The organism is Luteimonas lutimaris, assembly GCF_039537065.1.
GTDB lineage: Bacteria > Pseudomonadota > Gammaproteobacteria > Xanthomonadales > Xanthomonadaceae > Luteimonas > Luteimonas lutimaris.
Window position 1 is genome coordinate 14397 of record NZ_BAAAZU010000029.1, and the last position, 23794, is coordinate 38190.

Consider the following 23794-nt stretch of genomic DNA (forward strand, 5'->3'; position numbering starts at 1 on the left):
GTTCCTGCACCCCGCGTCGTCATTCCCGCTTTCGCTGGAATGACGTTCTTGGACATGCGCAGGCACCCGAAGCGCCAGGAGCAGTATCCCCATGAAATTCTTCGCCTCCTGCGCCAAGGGCCTCGAGTACCTGCTCGTCGACGAGCTGCTCGCGCTCGGCTGCCCGCACGCCACCGCCACCATCGCCGGCGCCAACGTGGAAGGCACGCTGCAGGACGCGCAGCGCGCCGTGCTGTGGTCGCGGCTCGCGAGCCGGGTGCTGTGGCCGCTGGCCGAATTCCCCTGCGAGGACGAGCACGCGTTGTACCGGCACGCGGCCCTGCTGCCGTGGCCGGAACACATGGACGACACCATGACCCTGGCTGTCGATGCGCACGTGTCGGGTGAGGCGATCACCCACGCGCGCTACGCCGCGCTGCGGGTCAAGGACGCGGTGGTCGACACCCTGCGCGCGGCGACCGGCGCGCGGCCGTCGGTGGACGTCGAATCCCCGGACCTGCGCCTGAACCTGGTCGTGCGCAAGGGCAGGGCGATCCTGTCGGTCGACCTGGGCGGCGGCCCGATGCACCGCCGCGGCTGGCGTCGCGCGCAGTGCGAGGCGCCGCTGAAGGAAAACCTCGCCGCCGCGGTGCTGCTGCGCGGCGGCTGGCCGCAGTTGTACGCCGAGGGCGGCGCGCTGCTCGACCCGATGTGCGGTTCCGGCACGCTCCTGGTCGAGGGTGCACTGATGGCCGCGGACGTCGCGCCGGGCCTGCTGCGCCACGGCGACGTGCTGCCCTCGCGCTGGCGCGGCTTCGACGAAAAGGCCTGGGCGGACCTGTATGCGCGGGCGCACGAACGCGAGCGTGCCGGGCGCGCCGCCCTGCGCGACGTCTTCGCCGGCAGCGACCTCGATCCGCATGCGATCCGCGCCGCGCGCGAGAACGCCGCCGCGGCTGGCCTGCGTGACGCGATCGGCTTCGAGGTGCATGACGTCGCCGCGTTGCCCGTGCAGCCGGCGCCGCGCGGACTGGTCGCCTGCAATCCGCCCTATGACGCGCGCCTGGCCGCCGATGCGGCACTGTACCGCGCGCTCGGTGATGCGCTGAAGCGCGCGGTGCCCGGCTGGCGCGCCAGCCTGCTGTGCGGCGACGCGGAGCTGGCGCATGCCACCGGCCTGCACGCGCGCAGGAAATACCAGCTGTTCAACGGTGCGCTCGAATGCAGCCTGATCGTCTGCGACCCGGTGCGTCCTGCCATGCGCGACGACGCGCAGCCGCGCGCGCTGTCCGAGGGGGCGCAGATGCTCGCCAACCGGCTGCGCAAGAACCTGCGCAACCTCAAGTCCTGGCGCGCGCGCGAAGGGGTCGACTGCTTCCGCGCCTACGACGCGGACCTGCCCGAGTACGCCGCCGCGATCGACGTCTACACCGAAGCCGACGATCCCGACGCGCTGTGGCTGCACGTGCAGGAGTACGCGGCGCCGGCGAACATCCCCGAGGCCGACGTGCGCCGCCGCTTCGGCGAGGTGCTGGCGGCCGCGCGCGAGGTGTTTGGCGTTCCGCGCGAGCGCGTCGCCATCAAGACCCGCGCGCGCGGCAAGGGCGGTAGCAAGTATTCGCGCGCCGGCGCGGGAGGCGGGGAAAGCTTTGTCGTGCGCGAAGGGCAGGCGCGGCTGCAGGTGAACCTGTTCGATTACCTCGACACGGGCCTGTTCCTCGACCACCGGCCGCTGCGCCGGCGCATCTTCCAGGAGGCGCGCGGCCGGCGCTTCCTCAACCTGTTCTGCTACACCGGCGTGGCGACCGTGCAGGCCGCGGTGGGCGGCGCGGCGGAAACCACCAGCGTCGACCTGTCGGCGACCTACCTGCAGTGGCTGGCCGACAACCTGGGCGAGAACGGCATCGGCGGCAGCGCACACCGGCTCGTGCAGGCCGACGCCGTGGCCTGGCTGGAAGCCGACCGCGGCCGCTACGACCTGGTCTTCTGCGACCCGCCGACGTTCTCCAACTCCGCCCGCGCCGACGACTTCGACGTGCAGCGTGAGCACGTGCGCCTGCTGCGCGCGGCGGTGGCGCGGCTGGCGCAGGGCGGCACGCTGTACTTCTCGAACAACTTCCGCCGCTTCCGGCTCGACGCGGATGCCATCGCGGAATTCGCCGACTGCGAGGACATCAGCGCGCAGACGATCCCGCAGGACTTCGCCCGCAACCCGCGCATTCACCGCGCCTGGCGGCTGCAGGCGCGCTAGGCCCCCCAATGCGGCGAAGTACCCGGCCCCTCTCCTGCGGAGCGGGAGAGGGGCTTTGACGGCTTCGCAAGCCTTTCGCCTCCGGCAACCCTGCGTTCCAGCCGTGGTCCTGTTCCCGGCGCATGATGGCGCCATCTCCTTCCAATCACTTCCACGGAGAGTCCGCCATGCAGACCACCCCCTACGCCCGCGTCGTCCGCCAGGTCCGCGGCGCCGCCACGTCCGACGGCGCCGGGGTCAAGCTCACCCGCGTCATCGGCGGCCCGGCGCTGCCGGACCTCGATCCGTTCCTGCTGCTCGACGAGTTCGGCACCGACCAGGCAGAGGACTACATCGCCGGTTTCCCGAGCCACCCGCACCGCGGCTTCGAGACCGTCACCTACATGCTCGACGGCCGCATGCGCCACAAGGACAACCACGGCAACGAGGGCCTGCTGGTCCCCGGCAGCGTGCAGTGGATGACCGCCGGCCGCGGCCTGGTGCATTCGGAGATGCCCGAGCAGGAGGAAGGCCGCATGCGCGGCTTCCAGATGTGGGTGAACCTGCCGGCGAAGGACAAGATGGTCGACCCGCGCTACCAGGAATTCGATGGGGCGAAGATCCCGCACGTGCAGCCGTCCGCGGGCGTCGCGGTCAAGGTGATCGCCGGTGAAGTCGATGGCGTGCGCGGCCCGATCGTGCAGCCGGCGACCGACCCGGTCTACCTCGACGTCACGCTTGACGCCGGCGCGGCGTGGGAATACGCGCTGCCCGAAGGCCAGAACAGCTTTGCCTACGTGTTCGAAGGCGACGCTGCGCTGGGTGACGGCGAGGATGCGCGCGCGCTGGCTACGCACGAGATGGGCGTGCTCGGCGGCGGCGACGTGGTGAAGCTGCAGGCCGGCAAGTCCGGCGCGCGCCTGATCCTGGTGTCGGGCCGTCCGCTGCGCGAGCCGGTCGCCCGGCACGGGCCGTTCGTGATGAACACGCGGCAGGAGTTGATGCAGGCGTTCGTGGATTTCCAGGAAGGCCGCTTCTAGCCCGTCGACCTTGCGGTGCCTGCTCTCGTTTGCGGGAGCAGGTCCATTTGTAGCGATCCAATGTGCAAGTCCCAGGCACGGGCGCTACACCGCCGTTGCCGTGGTTTTGACTTTGCCGTTGCTGTTGCCGTTGATCTTGATCTTCGGGGCCCCTCCGAAGCGGCGGAGCCGGCGGACAAGACCCGCAGGGCGCCGCACATGGATGTGCGGCGTTTTCCGTGGGGGCAGGATGCCCCCTCGGAAAATCCCGCCGGCTCCGTGGACCCGGCGCGCAGCGGCGGGCGCGCAGGCGGGGTGTGTTTCTTTGCGCCAGGTTTCTTTGCACAAGCAAAGAAAGGTGGCTCGCGCGCTCAGCGCGCGAAACGCTGTTGATCTTGTCGCTGTCGCCAGACCCGCGCCACGTTTCACGCCACGAGATGAAAGCAAGATCAACAGCTTCCGCACTGAAGCGCGGGTCGCTTTTGTCTTGGCAAAAGTCACCACTGCGCTGCAGGAGCAGCGCAGAACGGCGAAGCCGGCCCGAAGGGCGAGTGCCAGAGCAACAGCAACAGCAACAGCAACAGCAACAGCAACAGCAACAGCAACAGCAACAGCAACAGCAACAGCAACAGCAACAGCAACAGCAACAGCAACAGCGGGTTGCCTCGCTTGCAGGCAAACAAAAGGGGCCAACAGGCCCCTTTTGTCAGTCGCGGAGCGGAATATCCCGGCTCAGGGATTTCCCACCACGTCCTCGTCTTCCCGTCCCAGCCAGCGATAGGCGATGCCGCCCAGCAGGCCGCCGAGGAACGGGGCGACCCAGAACAGCCACAGCTGGCTGATCGCGCCCGCGCCCGCGAACAGCGCCACGCCGGTCGAACGGGCGGGGTTCACCGAGGTGTTGGTGACCGGGATGCTGATCAGGTGGATCAGGGTCAGCGCCAGGCCGATGGCGATGCCGGCGAAGCCCACGGGCGCGCGGCCGTGGGTGGCGCCCATGATCACCAGCAGGAAGAACGCGGTCATCACCACTTCGCACAGGAACGCCGCCGCCACCGAGTAGCCCTGCGGCGACAGCGCGCCGTAGCCGTTGCTGGCGAATGCGCCCGCCGAGCTGGAATCGATGGCGAAGCCGGCCTGGCCGCTGGCGATCTGGAACAGGATCCAGCCTGCCGCGATCGCGCCCACCACCTGCGCGACGATGTAGGGCACCACGTCCTTGAGCGGGAAGCGGTCGCCGGCCCACAGGCCGACGGTGACGGCCGGGTTGAAGTGCCCGCCGGAGATGTGCCCGAACGCGTAGACGCCGGTCAGCACGGTCAGGCCGAAGGCCAGTGCCACGCCCATGTAGCCGATGCCGAACTGGTATCCGTCGGCCCCCACCACGTGCGCGGCCAGGACGGCGGATCCGCAACCGCCAAGGACCAGCCAGAACGTGCCGAGCAGCTCGGCCGCAAGTCGTTTCGTCATGTTCGTTTCCCCGTTGAAGGGCCCGCAGCAGGGCCGGGGGAAATGCTGGAACAATTGCGCCGCGAAGATGTTCGCGCGGCGTGAAGGCCGCAGGACCGGGAGGCGGCCACGAGCAGGCCGTGCAGGGGGCACGGCCCGCAGCCCCGCGAGGGCGGGGCAGGACGTCAGTTGCTGCTGAGCTGGGGTCCGCGGAAGCGCAGCGACTGGGCCTGGTCGAGCGCCTCGGCCAGCTCCGGCTCGGAGTCGGCGTGCAGCGAGATGTGGGCGACGCGGCCGTCGTCGAGTTTGATCAGTGCTTCGCGGACCTCTGCGTTGGGGGCCGAGGCGATCTCGCCGCGGTACCAGCGCATTTCGTGGCCATCGATCACCGCCTTTTCCGCGCGGTCGGCACGGCGGGGATCAAACGGCGAGTCCTTCGAGATCATCACCGCGAAGACTTCGCCGCCGTCCTCGCGCAGCGCCTTGCAGAAGACGAAATCGTCGCCGGTCATGGCCGACCAGGTCAGGTTGGCGTCGCCGGGCAGCTGCGGGCATTCGCCGGCCGACTGCGCCTGCGCGGCGCCGGCAGCCAGCAGGCAGGCCAGTGGAAGGATCCGGAGCAGGTTCATACGCACCCCCTTGCGTACGTGGAACAAACGTTGCCCGAACATAGTTGACCCCCATCACGGATGCAAATCGTGACGGGTATCACATGATGGACCGCAATCCCGGGCTCAGCGCTCAGGCAGGGGAATGAACTCGTCGTCGCCGGCGATCCTGCCGAAACGGCCGGCGACCCAGTCCTGTTTGGCCTGCTCGATGCGCTCCTTCGACGAGGACACGAAGTTCCACCACAGGTGGCGCGGCCCGTCGAGCGGTTCGCCGCCGAACAGCATCGCCTTGACCGGTGTTTTCGCCCGCAGCACGGCGCGCGCGCCGCGGTCGATCAGCGCCAGGTGCTTTTCCGGGATGTCGGCGCCGTCGAGCTGGGCCTGGCCTTCGAGCACGTACAGCGCGCGCTCCGGGGCGCGGTCGTCGATGGTGATCTCGGCGTCGGCGGGCAGGTCGACGGCCACGTTGAAGGTGTCGGCGAACACCTTCACCGGCGATTCCTCGCCCCAGGCACGCCCGGCGATCACGCGCAGCACCGCGCCCCCGAGTTCGACCTGCGGCAGGCTGGCCGCGCCGTGGTGGTGGAACGCGGGTTCGACTTCCTCGTGCGCCTTCGGCAGGGCCACCCAGGTCTGCATGCCGTGCAGCGGATGTTCGCCCTCGCGCAGCGCCTGCGGCGTGCGTTCGGAATGGGCGATGCCGCGGCCGGCGGTCATCCAGTTGACGTCGCCGGGACTGATGTCCTGGTCGAAGCCGAGCGTGTCGCGGTGGCGGATCGTCCCGCTCCACAGGAAGGTCACCGTCGCCAGGCCGATGTGCGGGTGCGGGCGCACGTCGATGCCCAGTCCGGGTTCGAACACGGCCGGACCCATATGGTCGACGAACACGAACGGGCCAACGCTGCGGGCCTGGATCGTCGGCACGGCGCGGCGCACCTCGAAGCCGCCCAGATCGTGCGTGCGCGGGGCGATGATCGTGGTCATGGTCGGGTCCTCGCTCGGAGCAGGGTGCCAGCATCGCACCCCGCCGCGCGCATCGCGAGCGCCGCGCCGCAACGCTGCGTCCCGGGTCCGGGGACGGATTGCGGCGGCGCAAGCGGGCCCGCTGCTTCCGTCAGGGCAGCGCTTCGAGCGTGAGCTGCGCTTCCGGCTCCGCGGCGAAGTCCAGCGAGACCAGGGTCAGGCGTTGTCCGTCCAGGTCCTTGCTGCGGTCGCCGCGGCCGGTGTGCAGGCTGAAGGATTCCGGCTTGTCGGCGGCAGCAGGCGTCCATTCGAAGACCACCGTCGCGTCGCCCGCCCAGACGCACTGGCGGCCGGGCCGGCAGCGCGAATCGTTGGTGACCCGGACGTAGCGCAGCGTGCCGCGGTCGGCAAGCGCAACGCCTTCGCCGGCGGTCATCGCGAAGCTGTCGCCGGCAGCGATGGTGCGCATGTCGCTGGCGCCGGCGGGCGAGGTGGTGCAAGCGGCGAACAGCAGCGGCAGCAGGCCGGCGAACGTGGCGGCGTGGGGCAGGAACATGCGCATGCGGGAACGTCCTTGATCGGGGGAAGCCCGATTCTAGGCACGCACGCGCGTGCCGGGGGTGAACGCGGCCCGACCCGCGGTCAGTGGCGCGCGGCGTGCTTTTCGTCGCGGCGCGACGCGAGGCGATCGGCCAGCCGCGTCGGCTCCGGAAGCCGGTAGCTGCCGGTGAAGCGCATCACCAGGTCCGCCGCCGACGCCATCGACACCCTGTGCCCGGGCGACACCACCAGCGGGTTGCAGCGCAGCTTGCTGCGCAGCAGCCAGCCCAGCTGCGCACCCTTGTGGCGCAGTGGCGTATAGGCGCCGCGCAGTTCGTGGGGTTCCGAGCCGCTGCCGACCAGGATCTTCTTTGCCACGCCGATGCTCGGCAGGCCGGTCGCCACGCCGAAATGCGCGGCGATGCCCAGTCCGCGCGGATGGGCGATGCCGTGGCCGTCGACGAACGCCAGGTCCGGCGCCTGCGGCAGCGCCTCGAGTGCGAGCAGCAGCGCGGGCAGCTCGCGGAACGACAGCAGGCCGGGGATGTAGGGCATGCGCGTGGGGATGCGCGCGATCTCCGAGGCCAGCACTTCCAGCGTATCGGCGTCGAGCAGGACCGCCGCGGCGCGCGTGGTGTCGCCGCCGTCCTCGAAGCCGACATCGAAGCCGGCGATGGTGCGCAGCGGCTTCGCGTAGCCGTCGCGCAGGCTGACCTTTTCGGCGAGCGCCTCCTGCAGCGCCCGCGCAGCCGCGACGTCCCCGTCCCATTCCTCCTCCATTCCCGCGCCTGCCACCATCATCAGTAGCGCCGGTGCAGCAGTTCGGGCGGGTGGCCGTCGCGGATGCGGACCTCGAACAGGTTGCCGTAGTCGCTCTCGTCGATTGGCGCGACCTCGCAGCCGCACAGCGCCGACACGATGCCCGGCACGGTGTCGCTGTGCCCGACCACCAGCACCGTGCCGCGGTCGTGGCCGCGGCGCAGGCGCGCGGCGACGGTTTCCGCCGGGGCCTGCGCGTCGTAGGTCGTGATGCTTACGTCGTGTCCGACCGCGGTGGGCGCGGCGGTGTCGCGCGTCCTGCGGAAGCCGGTCGCGTAGGTGGCGACCACGTCGCGCGACTGCAGCAGCGCGGCCAGCGCCGCGGCGCGCGCGAGGCCGGCGTCGCTCAGCGAGGGGTCGCGCGCATCGTCGGTCGCCTTTTCGGCGTGGCGCACGACGATGTACGTCACCGACGGCGACAGCACGGGGATCGTGGCGCAGGCGGCCAGCGCAAGCAGGCAGGTGGCGGCCAGGAGGCGGAACGCGGCGGACATCTGGTGTTCTCCTGTTCGGATGCGGGGCGGATGCCGCCTCGGGGCGGCTGCACGAAGGCTGGAAGGGCGGCGGCAACGCGCCGGCGCGTCATTATGCGCGGAACGGCATCGCGGCGAGGTGCGCGGCTCAGTCCGCGATGCGGACGCGGTTGCGGCCGTCGGCCTTCGCGCGGTACAGCGCGGCGTCCGCGGCGGCCATCAGCCGGCTGCGGGTGTTGCGGCCGGGGGCGAGGCCGGCGATCCCGATGCTGACGGTGATGTGCTGCGATTCGTCGCCGGGGGCGAAGAGGGTCGCCGCCACGTCGGCGCGCAGGCGCTCGGCGAAGGCGTGCGCGGCGGTCGCGTCGCACTCGGGCAGCAGTACCGCGAACTCCTCGCCGCCGATGCGGGCGGCAAGGTCGCCGTGGCGCGCATGGCGCTGGACCTGGGCGGCGATCGCGCGCAGCACCTCGTCGCCGCTGATGTGGCCGTAGCGGTCGTTGATGGGCTTGAACAGGTCGACGTCGACGATGCACATCGACAGCGGCCGCCCGTGGCGCAGCGCGCGGGCGATCTCGCGGTCCACCTGCTCGGTGAAATGGCGGCGGTTGCACAGGTCGGTGAGCGCGTCGCGGGTGGCGAGCTGGTAGATCTCTTCGTGGTAGTTCGCCTCGACGCTGGTGTGGCTGATGAACTTGAGGATGCTCTCGCCGACGGTAACGTGGTCGCCGTCGGCCAGCGCGGCCTCGGTGACCGGCTCGTCGTTGACGCGGGTGGGGTTGGTCGCGCCGAGGTCGCGGACGCGGTATTCGTCACCGTCGCGCCAGACCTGGCAGTGCTCGCGCGAGACGCTTTTGTGGGCGATGCACAGGTCCGCTTCCTGCGAGCGGCCCACCAGCACGCGCGCGCCGCCGATGTCCGCGCGTGCGCCCAGGCCTTCGCCATGGATCACGACCACGCACGCCGAACGCGGCGTCGCGCCACGCGGACCACTGCTGGGCAGCGTGCGCTGCGTGGTTTCGGAAGGGCCGGTGCGGGTGTCCATGTAGGCAGGGCGCGGGACCGGGCTGCAGTGTAGCGACAATCCTGCGACCGGGCAGGGGCTTCCGGTACCATGCGGCTGCTGCCTGCAGGGGGGAGCACCATGACCACGCGCGCCGGGGACGACCCCGACCGTACCGAACTGCTCGCCACGCGCGGGCCCGCGCCGGACAGCGGCGGCGGCGACGTGCTGCAGCCCGGCGCACGCCTGGGACGCTATCGCATCGAGGCACTGCTCGGGCGCGGCGGCATGGGAGACGTGTACCGCGCGCAGCAGCTCGAACCGGTGCGCCGCACGGTCGCGCTCAAGCTGCTGCGCAGGCAGCGCCTGGAGGCGCGCCACCTGGCCTATTTCGAGGTCGAGCGGCAGTTGCTGGCGCAGATGCGGCATCCGGCGATCGCGCAGGTGTTCGATGCCGACACCACCGCCGACGGGCATCCGTTCTTCGCCATGGAGTTCATCGCCGGCAGCCCGCTGACCCGGTTCTGCGAAGAGCACGGCCTGTCGCTGCGCCAGCGCATCGAACTGATGATCCGCATCTGCGAAGGCGTGCAGCACGCGCACCAGAAGGGCGTGGTCCACCGCGACCTGAAGCCGGGCAACCTGCTGGTGGATGAGGTCGACGGACGCGCGCTGCCGAAGATCATCGACTTCGGCATCGCCACCGCGTCGTCGATGGCCGGGGGCCGCGAAGTCGCCGGCACGCCCGACTACATGAGCCCGGAGCAGGCCGGTGGCGACCAGTCGCTGGTCGACACGCGCAGTGACGTGTACTCGCTGGGCGTGGTGCTGTACGAGGTGTTGACCGGGCAGCGCCCGGAGCTCGCAGGTGAAACGCAGGTGGCCAGCACGCGCACGCTGCGGCTGCCTTCTGAACAGTTGGCCACGCTGCCGCCGGGCGACGCCGAGCGCGTGGCGCGCGGGCAGGGCCTGCGCGCGGTGCAGATGCGGCGCGTGTTGCGGCACGAGCTGGACTGGGTGGTGGCCCGCGCCATGCGCCACGACCGTGGCGACCGCTATCCCTCCGCCGGCGCGCTGGCGGACGACCTGCAGCGCTTCCTCGACGGCAGGCCGCTGGCGGCGGTGCCGGCGACGCGCCGCTACGCCTGGGGCAAGTTCGTGCGCCGCCATCGCGTGGGGCTGGCCGCGGCATCGGTCGCGCTGGTGGCGCTGCTGGGCGGACTGGCCATGTCGCTGTACGGACTGCAGCAGGCGCGCGCGCAGCGCGCGATCGCCGAACAGCGCAGTGCCGAGCTGGAAAAGGTGGCGGCGTTCCAGCAGTCCATGCTCGAAGGCATCGACATCGAGGCCATGGGCATCGGCATGGCCGAAGGACTGCGCGCGCAGGCGACGAAGGCCACGCCGGAGGCGCGCGCCGCGGTGGAAGCCACCCTCGCGCATGCGAGCACCGCCGACATCGCCCGCAGCCTGATCGACCACAACCTGCTGGCTGGCGCCGAACAGGCCATCGCCAGCGATTTCGGCAACGAGCCGCTGCTGGCCAACGACCTGCGTGAATCAGTGGCGCGGGTGCGTGACGCGCTGGGCCTGCCCGATGCCGCCGCCGACGGCTACCGGCAGGTCGCGGACGATCGCGAGGCCGCGCTCGGGGCCGGTGCCACGCCGACGCTGCGCGCGCGCAGCGAGCAGGCCTCCGCACTGCTGGCGGCGGCGCAACCGGCGCAGGCGAAGCAGGTGCTGGAGCAGGCCCTGGCGCATGCCGGCGCGCTGCCGCCGGACGAGCCGCTGCGCATCCGGCTGCAGCTCGACCACGCCCTCGCAGTTGCCGCCCTCGGCGACCGCAAGGCCGCGCGGCAGGCGCTGGAATCGCTGCTGGAGCGCAGCCTGGCCGCGCGCGGCGAACGCGATCCGGCGGTCATGGACATCGAGAACAACCTGGCGATCCTGCTCGGACGCATGGGTGAGCCGGAGCTCGGTCGCGACTACCTGGAACGGATGGTGCCGATCCGTCGCGAGGTGCTCGGCGACGACGATCCGAAAACGCTGGACTCGCTGCATAACCTCGCCGTCATGCGGGTCATGACCGGCGACAGGGAAGGCGCGCTGGCGATGCAGCGCCAGCTGGTGCAGACGCAGACGCGCCGCCTGGGCGCCGAACATCCGCAGACCCTGTCCGAGCGCGGCAACCTGGCCAGCTTCCTGATCGACAACCGCCAGCCGGAACAGGCGCTGCCGATCTCGCGATCGGTGGTGGAGGCGAGCACGCGCGTGCTCGGCGCCGACGATCCGCGCACGCTGCGCGCCAAGCTCAACCTGTCCACGCTGTACGCGCGGCTGGAGCAGTTCGACAAGACCCTCGAAATGCAGGACGAGGTGATCGAAGCGCGCACGCGCGTGCTCGGGCCGCGTCACCCCGACACGCTCTACATCCTCGTCAACCACGCCGGCACGCTGATGCAGGCCGGCCGCAGCCGCGAGTCGCTGGCGCTGCTCGAGACCGTGCTGCCCGAGGCACGCGAGGTGCTCGGCGACCGCCATCCGCAGGCGCAGGCGGCGCTGGACATCCGCGCCCAGGCCGCCGACGACGTGGGCGACACGGCGCTGGCGATCGCCAGCCACCGGGCGCTGCTCGGCATCCGCGAATCCCTGCTCGGCGCGCGCGACGCCAAAACCGTCGAGATCGCCTGGCAGCTGGAAGCCGAGCTGGCCGCCGCCGGACACGGCAAGGAGGCCGCGCGGCTGCGCGCGCGCTACGTGACGCCTCTGCTGGAAACGCCGGAGGCCGAGCTCGACGAGCGCCAGAAGGAGTTCGTGGCCAACTTGCGCAATGTCGAGGCGGAGGAAAGCGGGAAAGCCACCGCGCAGCGCTGATCGCGCGCGCTCACTCCGCGGGCTTTGCGGCCTCGGCCGGCGCGTTGGTCGCCGCGCGCCGCGCCAGCTGCACTTCGCGGTGGGCGATGTAGGCGTTGGCGATGAAGATGATGGCCGCGCCGATGACGGTCCAGCGGCTCGGGTCCTCGCCGAACAGCAGCCATGCGGCGAACGCGACCAGCGGCAGCTGCATGAAGCTGATCGGCGTCAGCGCGGATACGTCGCCGAGCTTGAGCGCGCGCGTCCACAGCAGCTGCCCGCCGGTGCCGAACGCGCCGATCGCCACCACCCACAGCCAGGTGATGCCGTGTGGCCACTGCCAGGCGAACAACGCCGGCACCAGCGACAGCGGCACCCAGAACACGTAGGTGTAGAAGACGATGGTGTCGGCCGCGTCGATCCGCGAGAGCTGCTTGATCTGGATCGCGACGATCGCGCTGAGCACCGCCGCCGACACCGCCACCAGCGTGCCGGCACTGAACGAATCGGTGCCCGGACGGACGATCACCAGCACCCCGATGAAGCCGATGATCACCGCGCTCCAGCGGCGCATGCGCACGACCTCGTGCAGGAAGATTACCGCGGCGATGGTGGCGAACAGCGGCGCCGAGTACGACAGCGCGATCGCCTGCGCCATCGGCAGGTGGCCGATCGCCCAGAAGCTGCACAGCATCGACGCCACGCCGATCGCGCTGCGCACCAGGTAGCGTGGCAGCTGCCGCGTGCGCAGGATCGACGGCCCGCTGCGCCACAGGAAGGGCAGCAGCACCAGCAGCCCGAAGAAGTTGCGGAAGAAGGCGATCTGGTAGGTCGACAGCGAATCGGAGGCCAGGCGGATCGTCACCGCCATTGCGCCGAAGAACAGGGTGCTGCCGATCATCAGCAGGGCGGCGCGGGCGTGGGGGGTGCGGGGCATGGGGCGTTGCTTTTTTGTAGGAGCGGCTTCAGCCGCGAGCTTTTTGCATCAGGTGCCGGCAGGGAAAAAGCTCGCGGCTGAAGCCGCTCCTACACGGACGGGGGTTGCGTGGAGCGGGGCGGTTCACCAGCGGGCGCCGACGATCCGCGGCTCCGGCTCCAGCGCCACGCCGAAGCGTTCGCGCACGGAAGCGGAGATCGCGCGCGCCAGCGCCAGCAGCTGCGCGCCGCTGGCGCCGCCGTGGTTGACCAGCACCAGCGCGTGGTCGGGCGAGACGCCGGCGTCGCCGTCGCGGTGGCCTTTCCAGCCGCAGGCGTCGATCAGCCAGGCGGCCGAGAGCTTGCGCATCGCGCCGCCGGCCTGGCCGTGCGCGGCGGCATCGGCGGGGAAGGCGGCGACCGGGAAGACCGGCAGCCGCGGATGCGCGGCGAGCAGCGCGTCGGCCTGCGCGGCGGGGACGATCGGGTTCTTGAAGAAGCTGCCGGCGTTGCCCACCCGCGCCGGGTCGGGCAGCTTGCGGCGACGGATGCGGATCACCGCGTCGGCAACGTCGGCAGCACGCGGATCTGCGACGCCCATCGCGGCCAGTTCCGCGCCGATGCCGGCGTAGTCCAGCCGCAGGCGCGGCGTGCGCGACAGGGCGAATTCCACCGCCGTCACCACGAACCGCGCCGGGTCGTGCTTGAACACACTGTCGCGGTAGGCGAACGCGCACTCGCCCGGCGCGAGCCGCCGCATCCGGTTTTCGCCACGGTCGAAGGCTTCCACCGCGTGCACGTGCTCGCGCACCTCCACGCCGTAGGCGCCGATGTTCTGGATCGGCGCCGCGCCCACGGTGCCGGGGATCAGCGCCAGGTTCTCCAGCCCGCACAGGCCCAGCGACAGCGTGTGCATGACGAAGGCGTGCCAGGGCACGCCCGCAGCCGCGCGGACCACGAGCGCGTCGCCGTCGCCTTCGCCGCTTTCCACGTTCTGGGCGGTGAGCGACAACACCGGGCCCGGCGCATCGCCGACGAACAGCACGTTGCTGCCGCCGCCGAGCACCAGCAGCGCAGGATCGGTGATGTCGACGATGCCGTCGGCGAACAGCCGCGGCAGTGCCGACGCATCGTCGACTTCCACCAGCAGCGGCGTCCGCGCGCGGACGCCGAAGGTGTTGCGCGTCGTCAGGTCCGCGTCGCGCGCGGCCCGGCAGCCGGGCGGCATCGTGTTCACTCGTTGGGCACGTTGCCGCGGCTGGGGGCTTCCTTGCGCCGGCGGATCGCCTCGACGCAGTCGCCGACCAGACCCGGCCCGCGGTAGACAAGGCCGGTGTACAGCTGCACCAGCGAGGCGCCGGCGGCCATCTTCTTGGCCGCGTCCGCGCCCGAGAGGATGCCGCCCACGCCGACCAGCGGGATCGATTCGGGCAGCCGCGTGCGCAGCATCCGCAGTACCGCGGTCGACTTGTTCATCACCGGCCCGCCCGACAGGCCGCCGGTTTCGCGTGCCAGCGGGTCTTCCTGCACGGCGATGCGCGAGACGGTGGTGTTGGTGGCGACCACGCCGTCCACGCGCATGTCGCCGAGCACGCGCGCGGCGGCGTCGATGTCGTCGTCGGACAGGTCCGGCGCGACCTTGACCAGCATCGGCACGTAGCGGCCGTGCTGCGCGGCCAGGCGCTCCTGTTCCTCGCGCAGGGTGCCGATCAGCTTGCGCAGCGCCTGTTCCTCCTGCAGCTCGCGCAGGCCTGCGGTGTTGGGCGAGGAGATGTTGACGGTGACGTAGTCGGCCAGCGGGTACACGCGTTCCAGGCAGAACAGATAGTCGGACGCAGCCAGTTCGTTGGGCGTGTCCTTGTTCTTGCCGATGTTGATGCCGAGCAGGCCGTCGCGGCGGCGCGCGCGGCCGACGTTGCGCACCAGCGCCTCGATGCCGTCGTTGTTGAAGCCCATACGGTTGATGACCGCGTGGTGGCGGGGCAGGCGGAACATGCGCGGCCTGGGATTGCCCGCCTGCGGCTCGGGCGTGACCGTGCCGACCTCGACGAAGCCGAAGCCCAGCGCCAGCAGCGCGTCGATGTGGGTGCCGTTCTTGTCCAGTCCGGCGGCCAGCCCGACCGGATTGCGGAAGGTCATGCCGAACACACGCGTCGGCAGCGGCCGCGGCCGGCGCGCCAGCAGCGACGCCGTGCCGGTGCGGTAGGCGACTTCCAGCGACGCCAGCCCGATCCCGTGTGCGCGTTCCGCGTCGAGGCCGAACAGGAAGGGGCGGGCGAGTCCGTACATGCTCAGCGCGTGGTGGGGATGTCGGGAAGGGTACCGACGAACGCGCGCGCGTCATAGTCGAAGTCCACCCGGCCGTCGACGGCGTGGCGGTCGAACAGCGCGCGCAGCGCCTCGACCATCGGCGCGTATTCCGGATGACCGGCCTGCGGTGCCCAGGACGACGACAGCAGCCGGCCCAGCAGGCCGTCGAAATCCAGGCGCTGGACATGCGGGAAGCTGGCCGTGGCGCGCAGGCCGCCGCCGTACCAGCGGGCGATGGCGTCGTCGTCGGGATGGCGCTCGGCCACCCGGGCGTAATCGATGCCGTGCGCGTGCTGCAGTGCTTCGTACTCGGCCATCAGCGGCGAGCGATCCACCGCGCGCAGGTTCCACAGCAGCACCGCCAGCCCGCCCGGGCGCAGGACCCGCGTCCATTCCGCGCGCGTGGGCGCCGGGTCGAACCAGTGGAAGGCCTGCGCCGCCGACACCACGTCCACGCTGGCGTCGGCCAGCGTGGTGGCCTCGGCGCTGCCGGCCACCCAGCGCACGCGCGGGTCGCCGGTGAAACCGGCCATGCCGGCCTCGCGCATCGCCGCGTTAGGTTCCACCGCGACGACCTCGTGCCCGGCCCCATGCCACATGCGGGTGGAGATGCCGGTGCCGGCGCCGACGTCGGCCACCTGCAGGCCGGCGTCGATGCCTTGCGTTCCATGGAGCCACGCCACCAGCCCGGCCGGATAGCCGGGGCGGTGGCGGACGTAGTCGCCGACGCGGTTGCTGAAGCGTTCGGTGGGCGCGGCGGCGTCCGTCATGGTGGCGGCTTGGCTCCGGTGGTTGTCGTGCTTACAGGTCGAACTTGATCCCTTGCGCCAGCGGCAGCGCATCGGAGTAGTTGATGGTGTTGGTCTGGCGGCGCATGTAAGCCCTCCACGCATCCGAGCCCGATTCCCGGCCACCGCCGGTTTCCTTCTCGCCGCCGAAGGCGCCGCCGATCTCGGCGCCCGAGGTACCGATGTTGACGTTGGCGATGCCGCAGTCCGAACCGGCCGCCGACAGGAAGCGCTCGGAGGCCTTCAGGCTGCCGGTGAAGATCGCCGACGACAGGCCCTGCGGTACGTCGTTCTGCATCGCGATCGCGTCGTCCAGGTCGCTGTACTTCATCACGTACAGGATCGGGGCGAAGGTCTCGGTCTGCACCACTTCGGCGTCATTGGACAGGCCGGTGATGATCGTCGGCAGGACGAAGTTGCCCTTGCGGTCGATCCGCTTGCCACCGGTCTCGACCTTGCCGCCGGCCGCCCTGGCCTTCTCGATCGCGGCCTCGTAGGCCTTGACCGCGTCCTGGCTGTTGAGCGGGCCCATCAGGTTGGCCGGGTCGGTGGGATCGCCGATCTTCTTCTCGACCTGGCCGTAGGCGGTGACCAGCTTGCCCAGTACGTCATCGAAGATCGATTCGTGGATGAACACCCGGCGGGTGGTGGTGCAGCGCTGGCCGGCGGTGCCGACCGCGCCGAACACGATTGCCGGGATCGCCAGCTTCAGGTCGGCGGTTTCGTCGACGATCATCGCGTTGTTGCCGCCCAGTTCGAGCAGCGAACGGCCCATGCGGCGGGCGACGCGCTCGCCGACCTGGCGGCCGACCTTGGTGCTGCCGGTGAAGCTCACCAGCGCGATGCGCCGGTCGTCGACGAACTTCTCGGCCAGCTCGGTGCCGGCGTCGTTGATCAGGAAGAAGATGTCCGGGAAGCCGCCCTTCTTCAGCGCCTCGTTGCAGATGCGCATCGAGGCGATCGCCGACAGCGGGGTCTTGTTGGAGGGCTTCCAGATGCAGATGTCGCCGCAGGCGGCCGCGACGAACGCGTTCCAGGCCCACACCGCGACCGGGAAGTTGAACGCCGAGATGATCCCGACCAGGCCGATCGGATGCCACTGCTCGTACATGCGGTGGCCGGGGCGCTCGGAGTGCATGGTCAGGCCGTAGAGCTGGCGCGACAGGCCGACGGCGAAGTCGCCGATGTCGATCATCTCCTGCACCTCGCCGTCGCCCTCGGGCTTGGACTTGCCCATTTCCAGCGCGACCAGCGAACCCAGCGCGTCCTTGTGTTCGCGCAGGGCGTTGGCGCACAGGCGCACAGCTTCGCCGCGCAGCGGAGCCGGGGTGGTGCGCCAGACCTTGAAGGCGGCCTGCGCGCGCTCGACGATCTGGTCGTAGTCGGCCTGCGACGTCGCCTGCACCTTCGCCAGCACCTCGCCGTCGGTGGGGTTGACCGGCTCGAGCACGCCGGCGTCGCTGGTCTTGGACCACTCGCCGTTGCCGAGGTAGGTGCCCGATTCGTTGTCGGAAAGGCCGAGGGCGGTGAGGACGGGATGGGTCATGGGGGACTCCTGTTGGCGAAAGACGAAGGCGGCTGCCGCTGCCGCATGTGGCTGTGGGAGCGGCCATGGCCGCGATCGGCTTCCCGTGCGTCGGAAATCCATCGCGGCCACGGCCGCTCCCACCGGCGAATGGCGCCCCCGGCGCGATTCGAACGCACGACCTTCCCCTTAGGAGGGGGACGCTCTATCCAGCTGAGCTACGGGGGCCAGCCGCGTATTTTCGCACGAACGCGCGACCGGCTGGAAAAAGCCGCCGCGGGCGCGCCGCGCTGCGCATTTCGCCGCGAATGCGTGCCTGCGTCGGCGGATCGCCGGGGGTCGCGGGCGGATGCGCGGGCCTCAGGCCGGACCCGCGTCGCGGGCGCCGGGCGTGCCTGTTTCCGGCAGGGCCTGCTCCGGTGCTTCGGCCGGATCACCGGCGCCGCGGGCCACCACGCTGGTGGCGGTGAGGTCGGCGCTGACGTTGCCCACGGTCGAGAACACGTCGGGGATGGTGTCCACCGCCAGCAGCACGCCAAGCGGCTCGATCGGCAGGCCCATGGTCTGCACGATCGGCATGTTGGTGGCCATGAAGCTGACCTGGCCGGGCAGGCCGACCGAGCCCATGCTCACGATCACCGCCAGGCCGACGCCGGCCGCCATGTGCGCGGCGGTCACGTCGATGCCGTAGATCCAGGCCACGAACGCGGCCACGCCCAGGTACTGCACCGGGCTGGTGATGCGGAACAGCGACACCGCCATCGGCAGTACCAGAGAACTGACCTGCAGCGGATAGCCCAGGCGCACGCGCGCGCTTTCTAGCATCGCCGGCAGCGAGGCCAGTGACGACTGCGTGCTGGCGGCAATGGTCTGCGCCGGCAGGATCGCCAGCGCGAAGCGCCGGAACGGCTCGCCGCCGAACACCCGCGCCACCAGGTACAGCATCAGCGTCACGCTGATGTACAGCGTGCACTGCAGCGCGATGTACCAGCCCAGCGCGCCGAGCACCTTCACTCCGACCTGCGCGCAGACCGCCAGCACCAGTGCGAACACCCCCAGCGGCGCGGCCCACAGCACCCAGCGCACGATCACGATCATCACGTCGGCGACCGCCTGCACCAGCTCCAGCAGCCGCGCCTTGTGGGCCGGGTCGATGCGGTTGAGCGCGAAGCCGAAGAACAGCGCGAACACCACCAGCGGCAGCATCGCGCTGGCCGCCGCCGCGGCGACGACATTGGCCGGGATGATCGCCGCGATGGCCTCGCCGAAGCCGCCGGGCGCGGTGCCGGCTTCCACCGGCGACAGCGCGGCACGGAACGAATCCACCATCGACGCGTCGCGTGGCAGCAGCGACAGCAGCGCGGGCGCGGCCAGTACGGTGTAGACCGCGGCCAGCGTCAGCAGGATCAGGAACACCACGATCGCCCGGCGCGCGGTGCGGCCGGACGACGCGGCATCACTGGCGGTGTTGACGCCAAGCACGATCAGCGCCGCCACCAGCGGCACCACCGTCATCTGCAGCGCGTTGAGCCAGAGCCGGCCGATCGGCTGCACGATGCCGGCGACGGTTGCCGCCGTGTCCAGGTCATGGAAGGCGAGCGCCAGGCCGATGACGGCGCCAAGCGCCAGTCCGAGCAGTACGCGGGTGGTCATCGACATGCGGTGCGGGTCTCGTGCAGGAAGTGGGTATTGCAGTTGGTAGGAGCGGCTTCAGCCGCGAGCTTTTCCATCGCATCGCATCGCGACGAAACCAAAAGCTCGCGGCTGAAGCCGCTCCTACGGGGATGGCGACGGCAGCTGCCAGGCTACCTGCAGGCGATCATATTCGGCCCTGGGCAGCAGCACGAACACCGGCTTCGCTTCTGGCCGCAGCCAGCCATACAGCCGTTGCATCGTCGCATCGGCCATCGCGGTGCAGCCGGCGGTGGGCACGCCCGGGGCCTGCCACAGGTGGGCGAAGATGCAACTGCCCGCGCCCTTGCGCGCGGCGGCATTGTGTTCGATCACGAAGCCGTTGCGATAGCCCTGGTTGCCGTCCCGGTGCAGGTCCAGGCGCATCGGTTCGCTGGAACCCTCGACCGCGTCGGCGCCCACCTCGCGGGCGTCGACGATGCGGTTGTAGAGCGGCGAGTCGACCACGTCCATGCACCAGCTGTCGGCCTGCATTTGCGCGTAGGGCAGGGCGGTGTCGGCGTGTCCGGCGTAGCCGAAGGCCTCGCCGACCGCGAACACGCCCGCCGGCGAGCGGCCGTCGCCCTCCTGCTTCACCGGACCCCCGGCCTGCGGCGGATGCAGGCCCAGTCCCCAGCCCGAGCCGCCGCGGCCGATGCTCACCGGCGCGGCGTCGCCCTGTTCGCGCCACTGGCCGGCGTCGTCGCGGGCGAAGGTGCGCAGCGTGCCGGTGGTCGCTTCCCAGTCGTCGGTGACGACCAGCACCATCTGCCGCGCGTCGCGCCAGGCGGCATCGCCGGCCTGCGGGTTCGGAGGAGCGGAGGCGCAGGCCGAAAGCAGCGCCGCCGCGGTGATGGCGAGCAGGCCGGCCAGCCCCCGCATCGTCATTCCCGCGAAGACGGGGCTTTCAACGGACGAAGATCCGGTCATCCGGCGGTTTCCACGGTGCGGCGCGCCGGACGACATCCGGGGCCGGAACGAAATTCGGCTCATGGTGTCTCTCTGGTCATGGGGGAGCCGGCTCACGTATCGAGCATCGGCTGCATCAGTTCGAGATTGATCGACAGCTGCTGCAGCCGGCCCTCGTCCTCGCACAGCAGCTGGAAGATCAGGTCCAGCAGCTGCTGCAGCGCGGTCTGGTAGAGCAGCAGTTCGATGTGCGCGTGCTCGTCGTGCGCGGACACCAGCAGCGACAGGTCGGCGTGCGCGCGCAGCGGGTTGGCGGTGTGGCGGGTCACCGTGACGACCTTGCCGCCGCGCTCGTGGAACAGGCGCGCGATCTGGCACAGCGATGCCTGCCGGCCGTGTTCGGCGAATGCCAGCAGCACGTCGCTGGCCGAGGTTGTGGACACCGCCGCGGGCACCAGCACCGGGTCGAAGTGGTGCACGGCCAGGATGCCCAGCAGCGACAGCTTCATGGCGAACGCGCGCGCCTGGATGCCGTCCGGCCCCAGTCCGATCACGAACACCTTGCCCGCATCGCGGATCGCGCCGGCGATCGCGTCGATGTTCTCGGGCGGATTGATCATCCGCGTTTCTTCCTCGGCCTCCGCCTTCGCGCGCCACAGGCCCTCGGCCAGGGTGGCGTGCGGGTGCGCCGCCGGGCTGGCGGGCGGGCCGCCGTTGTCGTCGTTGCCGTCGCCGCGCGCCAGCGATTCGCCGACCGAGTACTTCAGGTCGGGATAGCCCTTGAAGCCGAACTTCTGGCTGAACTTGACCACGCTCGACTGGCTGATGCCCAGCGCGTTTGCCAGCTGCTGCGAGGAGTAGTCGCGCAGCAGGTGGGCGTTTTCGAGCACGAAGTCGGCGATGCGGCGTTCGATCGCCGACATGTGGTCGCGCTCGGAGCGGATCTTGAGCAGCGGTGCGTTCATCGTGCCGGCCGGTGGCTCAGGCCGAAATCGGTTCGAGGTTGCGGATCTCCCGGATGCCCAGGCCCGGCGCATCGCTGATGGAGATCTCGGACTCGTTGAACGTCACCCCGCCGTCGACCGGGTCGAACGCGCACAGCGACGGCCCGTCCAGGTCGACCTTGGTGATCACCCCGGACTTGGCCACCGCCACGTGCACCGCCGCGGCCACGCTGATGCTGGTTTCGAGCATGCAGCCGATCATGCACTCCACGCCGTACAGCGCGGCGATGTCGGCGATGCGGATCGCATTGGAGATGCCGCCGGTCTTCATCAGCTTGATGTTGATGATGTCCGCGGCGCGGGCCTTGATCAGGTCGATCACCTGCAGCGGGCCGAACACGCTTTCGTCGGCCATCACCGGCGTGTGCACGCGGTCGGTGACGTATTTCAGCCCGTCCATGTCCTGCGCCTTGACCGGTTGTTCCAGCAGTTCCAGGCGCACGCCGGCGTCCTCCAGCGACTGCATCGCGTACACCGCCTGCTTGGCGGTCCAGCCCTGGTTGGCATCCAGGCGCAGCAGGGCGCGGCCCTCGACCGCGGCGTAGATCGCCTTGACCCGCTCGATGTCGACGCCGATGTCCTTGCCGACCTTGATCTTCAGCGATTCGAAGCCGCGGTCGACGGCCGACAGCGAGTCGGCGACCATCTTGTCGATGTGGTCGACGCTGATGGTGATGTCGGTGGTGATCACCGGCTCGCCGCCGCCGAGCATCTTGTACAGCGGCGTGTCGTACAGCTGCGCCCACAGGTCGTAGACCGCGATCTCCACCGCCGCCTTGGCGCTGGTGTTGCGCTCCAGCGCGCCCTGGATCATGCGCGTGATGCGGTTGAGGTTGGCGATGTCCTCGCCGATCAGGCGCGGGGCGATGAACTTGTTGATCGCCGAGATGATCGAGCCATGGGTGTCGCCGGTGATCACCGCCGTGGCCGGCGCTTCGCCGTAGCCGACGTGGCCGGTATCGGTGTGGATGCTGACGACGATGTCCTCCACCGTTTCGACAGTGCGCAGCGCGGTCTTGAACGGCGTTTTCAGCGGAACCCGCAGCATGCCGAAACGGATGTCGGTGATCTTCATTGGCTCGCCTTGTATGTGGAGGCCGGCACTACGGCCGGATGCGCTGGATGTTGGTCATGCGGTCGACATAGGTCTGCGACGCGTTGAAGCGCATCGGCGTCAGCGGCGTTACGGACACGCCGTTGAGGTGGCCGCTCACCAGCTTGCCGTCCTCGTCCAGCCAGCTGCCGCCGTTGGTGTCGTGGATGACGTAGGGCGTGCCGTTGTCGTGCCCGATCACCATCATCACGTGGCCGGGGATGTAGACCAGGTCGCCGACCTGCAGGTCCTTCGCGGCGTCCATGCGCTTGTCGCGGCTGTCACCCGGTTCGAACGCGAGCCGGTTGAGCGCGGGGCTGATGCTCTGCGCGCTGGTGTTGCGCGGCAGCTGCACGCCGAAGCTGCGGTAGACCTCGGAGACGAAGCCGCTGCAGTCGCGGGTGTCGTAGGAATGGCCCCAGCCGTAGCGCTCGCCCAGGAACTTGAATGCCTGGCGGATCACGTTGGCGCGGGTCAGCGGCAGGTAGTCGGCCGAGACGTCGGCGGTGCGCGGCAACAGCGCCGGCACGATGCGCAGGCTGCCGTCGTCGTTGCGCACCGGCAGCTCGACCACGTGCGAGGTGTACGCGGCCTGGCCGTTGACCGACTCGGTGCCCGGCCAGTCCTTCAGCACCGGCAGGCGGATGCCCATGTCCAGCTGCAGGTTGGAGACTGCCGGCAGGTCGGGGGTGAACGTCGTGCGCACGTGCGCACCGGTCACCACCAGGTACGGCACCTTGCGGGTATAGCCGAAGACCTGGGTCTTGCTGCCCGCGGCCACGTACTGCTTCTCGATCCACGCGGCGTAACGGTTGCCGACCACGAACAGCCAATTGCCGTCCTTGCTCTCGTGCACGATCGCCACCGGCGTGCCGGGGAACATCGCGCTTTCCTGGAAGCGGTCGATGTCGGTCTCGCCGGCGCGGCTGAAGACCCGCAGGTCGGTGGGGAAGGTGCGCAGCGCGGCGCGATGGACGACCAGGCCGTAGCGGGTCGGCTGTGTCTTCGGGATCGCCTTCAGGTTGGTGGCCGCGACGATGTCGTCGATGGATTTGCTCGGGACCTGCTTGCCGCGCACGTCGTAGAGTGTGCGTTCCGGGCGCCTGGACAGGCCTTCGATCCAGTCGCGCACGCGCTCGGCGTCGAGTTCGGCCGGCAGGTTTTCGATGTCGTGCATCGACGGATCGGTTTCCTGCAGCTTGCGGTTCTGCAGGGCGATCTGTCCGCGATCGAGGACCACGCGGTCGGCCTGCCGCTGGCGGTCGACCCAGTAGTCCGGCGTGAGCTGGCTGGTGTCGACGCCGATGACGCCGGTCGGCTGCGGCGACACGCGCGCATCGGCGGCGGGGGCGGTCGCCAGCGCGGACAACCCCAGCGCGGCGGCGAGGAAGAGGGAAAATTTCGTCATCGAATCAGTCCTGCGGCGACGGGGAACCACATAGTGTCGGCGACCGCTTCGCAGCGGCAGCTGAAGCGTCCAGGCAACGTACGGCAATGCACAACGACGCCCTCCGGCAGGCGCGCGGCAGGAGACGCAACAGGTCTTTTGCGTTGCAACATCCGCGCTTCCCCCGGATGCGGACCGAATGCCCGCCGCCGGCATCATGGAATACATATTTCTTCCGACGCAAGTTTTCCGAATA

At 70.3% G+C, this 23794-nt stretch carries 21 protein-coding genes and 1 tRNA gene; 3 read left to right on the plus strand and 19 right to left on the minus strand.

Features of this window, described 5'->3' with window-relative positions; translation table 11 throughout:
- The first annotated feature begins 91 nt into the window (after positions 1-91).
- Complete coding sequence (gene rlmKL, locus ABD679_RS12640; RefSeq protein WP_344760350.1) at positions 92-2230, plus strand: bifunctional 23S rRNA (guanine(2069)-N(7))-methyltransferase RlmK/23S rRNA (guanine(2445)-N(2))-methyltransferase RlmL; 2139 nt, start codon at positions 92-94, stop codon at positions 2228-2230.
- A gap of 167 nt (positions 2231-2397) precedes the next feature.
- Positions 2398-3249: a pirin family protein gene (locus tag ABD679_RS12645; protein ID WP_344760351.1), complete on the plus strand. Its 852-nt coding sequence runs from the start codon at positions 2398-2400 to the stop codon at positions 3247-3249.
- A 476-nt stretch (positions 3250-3725) separates the two neighbouring features.
- Here ABD679_RS12645 and ABD679_RS12650 read toward each other — a convergent pair whose 3' ends face one another.
- The 8 genes from ABD679_RS12650 to ABD679_RS12685 all read right to left on the minus strand — a co-directional run bounded on the left by ABD679_RS12650 (position 3726) and on the right by ABD679_RS12685 (position 9128).
- Entirely contained in the window at positions 3726-3881 is a 156-nt protein-coding gene (locus ABD679_RS12650; RefSeq protein WP_344760352.1) for a hypothetical protein, read from the minus strand.
- Between the two features lie 79 nt (positions 3882-3960).
- Positions 3961-4698, minus strand: coding sequence for an aquaporin Z (aqpZ, locus tag ABD679_RS12655; RefSeq protein WP_344760353.1), 738 nt, complete (start codon positions 4696-4698; stop codon positions 3961-3963).
- Between the two features lie 164 nt (positions 4699-4862).
- A complete protein-coding gene (locus tag ABD679_RS12660) occupies positions 4863-5306 on the minus strand; it encodes a hypothetical protein (RefSeq protein ID WP_344760354.1) in 444 nt (147 codons plus the stop codon).
- A 105-nt stretch (positions 5307-5411) separates the two neighbouring features.
- A complete protein-coding gene (locus tag ABD679_RS12665; RefSeq protein WP_344760355.1) occupies positions 5412-6272 on the minus strand; it encodes a pirin family protein in 861 nt (286 codons plus the stop codon).
- A 130-nt stretch (positions 6273-6402) separates the two neighbouring features.
- The gene (locus ABD679_RS12670; RefSeq protein WP_344760356.1) at positions 6403-6813 is read right to left on the minus strand and encodes a hypothetical protein; all 411 of its coding nucleotides are present in this window, start codon (positions 6811-6813) and stop codon (positions 6403-6405) included.
- Positions 6814-6893: 80 nt separating this feature from the next.
- Positions 6894-7571 (minus strand): deoxyribonuclease V, encoded by a 678-nt coding sequence (gene nfi / locus ABD679_RS12675; RefSeq protein WP_344760357.1) that lies wholly within the window; start codon positions 7569-7571, stop codon positions 6894-6896.
- Between the two features lie 20 nt (positions 7572-7591).
- Positions 7592-8104 (minus strand): histidine phosphatase family protein, encoded by a 513-nt coding sequence (locus ABD679_RS12680; RefSeq protein ID WP_344760358.1) that lies wholly within the window; start codon positions 8102-8104, stop codon positions 7592-7594.
- Positions 8105-8231: 127 nt separating this feature from the next.
- Positions 8232-9128 (minus strand): diguanylate cyclase, encoded by an 897-nt coding sequence (locus ABD679_RS12685; protein ID WP_344760359.1) that lies wholly within the window; start codon positions 9126-9128, stop codon positions 8232-8234.
- A 99-nt stretch (positions 9129-9227) separates the two neighbouring features.
- Between ABD679_RS12685 and ABD679_RS12690 the strand changes: the two genes are divergently transcribed.
- Positions 9228-11957: a serine/threonine-protein kinase gene (locus ABD679_RS12690; protein WP_344760360.1), complete on the plus strand. Its 2730-nt coding sequence runs from the start codon at positions 9228-9230 to the stop codon at positions 11955-11957.
- Between the two features lie 10 nt (positions 11958-11967).
- Here ABD679_RS12690 and ABD679_RS12695 read toward each other — a convergent pair whose 3' ends face one another.
- From ABD679_RS12695 to ABD679_RS12745, 11 genes are all read right to left on the minus strand, one after another.
- Complete coding sequence (locus ABD679_RS12695; RefSeq protein ID WP_344760361.1) at positions 11968-12873, minus strand: DMT family transporter; 906 nt, start codon at positions 12871-12873, stop codon at positions 11968-11970.
- 123 nt (positions 12874-12996) lie between these two features.
- Complete coding sequence (murB, locus tag ABD679_RS12700; protein ID WP_344760362.1) at positions 12997-14079, minus strand: UDP-N-acetylmuramate dehydrogenase; 1083 nt, start codon at positions 14077-14079, stop codon at positions 12997-12999.
- Positions 14080-14084: 5 nt separating this feature from the next.
- On the minus strand, positions 14085-15140 hold the full coding sequence (locus ABD679_RS12705; RefSeq protein WP_344760363.1) for a quinone-dependent dihydroorotate dehydrogenase: 1056 nt from the start codon (positions 15138-15140) through the stop codon (positions 14085-14087).
- A gap of 2 nt (positions 15141-15142) precedes the next feature.
- Positions 15143-15931 (minus strand): class I SAM-dependent methyltransferase, encoded by a 789-nt coding sequence (locus ABD679_RS12710; protein ID WP_344760364.1) that lies wholly within the window; start codon positions 15929-15931, stop codon positions 15143-15145.
- A gap of 31 nt (positions 15932-15962) precedes the next feature.
- Positions 15963-17495 carry an L-piperidine-6-carboxylate dehydrogenase gene (gene amaB, locus ABD679_RS12715; RefSeq protein ID WP_344760365.1) on the minus strand — a complete coding sequence of 511 codons (1533 nt, stop codon included), beginning with the start codon at positions 17493-17495 and terminating at the stop codon, positions 15963-15965.
- A gap of 130 nt (positions 17496-17625) precedes the next feature.
- A tRNA-Arg gene (locus ABD679_RS12720) sits at positions 17626-17702 on the minus strand.
- A gap of 132 nt (positions 17703-17834) precedes the next feature.
- Positions 17835-19133, minus strand: a complete 1299-nt coding sequence (locus ABD679_RS12725) for a dicarboxylate/amino acid:cation symporter (RefSeq protein ID WP_344760366.1) — start codon at positions 19131-19133, stop codon at positions 17835-17837.
- A 117-nt stretch (positions 19134-19250) separates the two neighbouring features.
- The gene (locus ABD679_RS12730; protein WP_344760367.1) at positions 19251-20027 is read right to left on the minus strand and encodes a L,D-transpeptidase family protein; all 777 of its coding nucleotides are present in this window, start codon (positions 20025-20027) and stop codon (positions 19251-19253) included.
- 140 nt (positions 20028-20167) lie between these two features.
- On the minus strand, positions 20168-21019 hold the full coding sequence (locus tag ABD679_RS12735; protein WP_344760368.1) for a MurR/RpiR family transcriptional regulator: 852 nt from the start codon (positions 21017-21019) through the stop codon (positions 20168-20170).
- Positions 21020-21035: 16 nt separating this feature from the next.
- Entirely contained in the window at positions 21036-22133 is a 1098-nt protein-coding gene (locus tag ABD679_RS12740; protein WP_344760369.1) for a dipeptide epimerase, read from the minus strand.
- Positions 22134-22161: 28 nt separating this feature from the next.
- Positions 22162-23559 carry a C40 family peptidase gene (locus ABD679_RS12745; protein WP_344760370.1) on the minus strand — a complete coding sequence of 466 codons (1398 nt, stop codon included), beginning with the start codon at positions 23557-23559 and terminating at the stop codon, positions 22162-22164.
- Positions 23560-23794 lie beyond the last annotated feature (235 nt).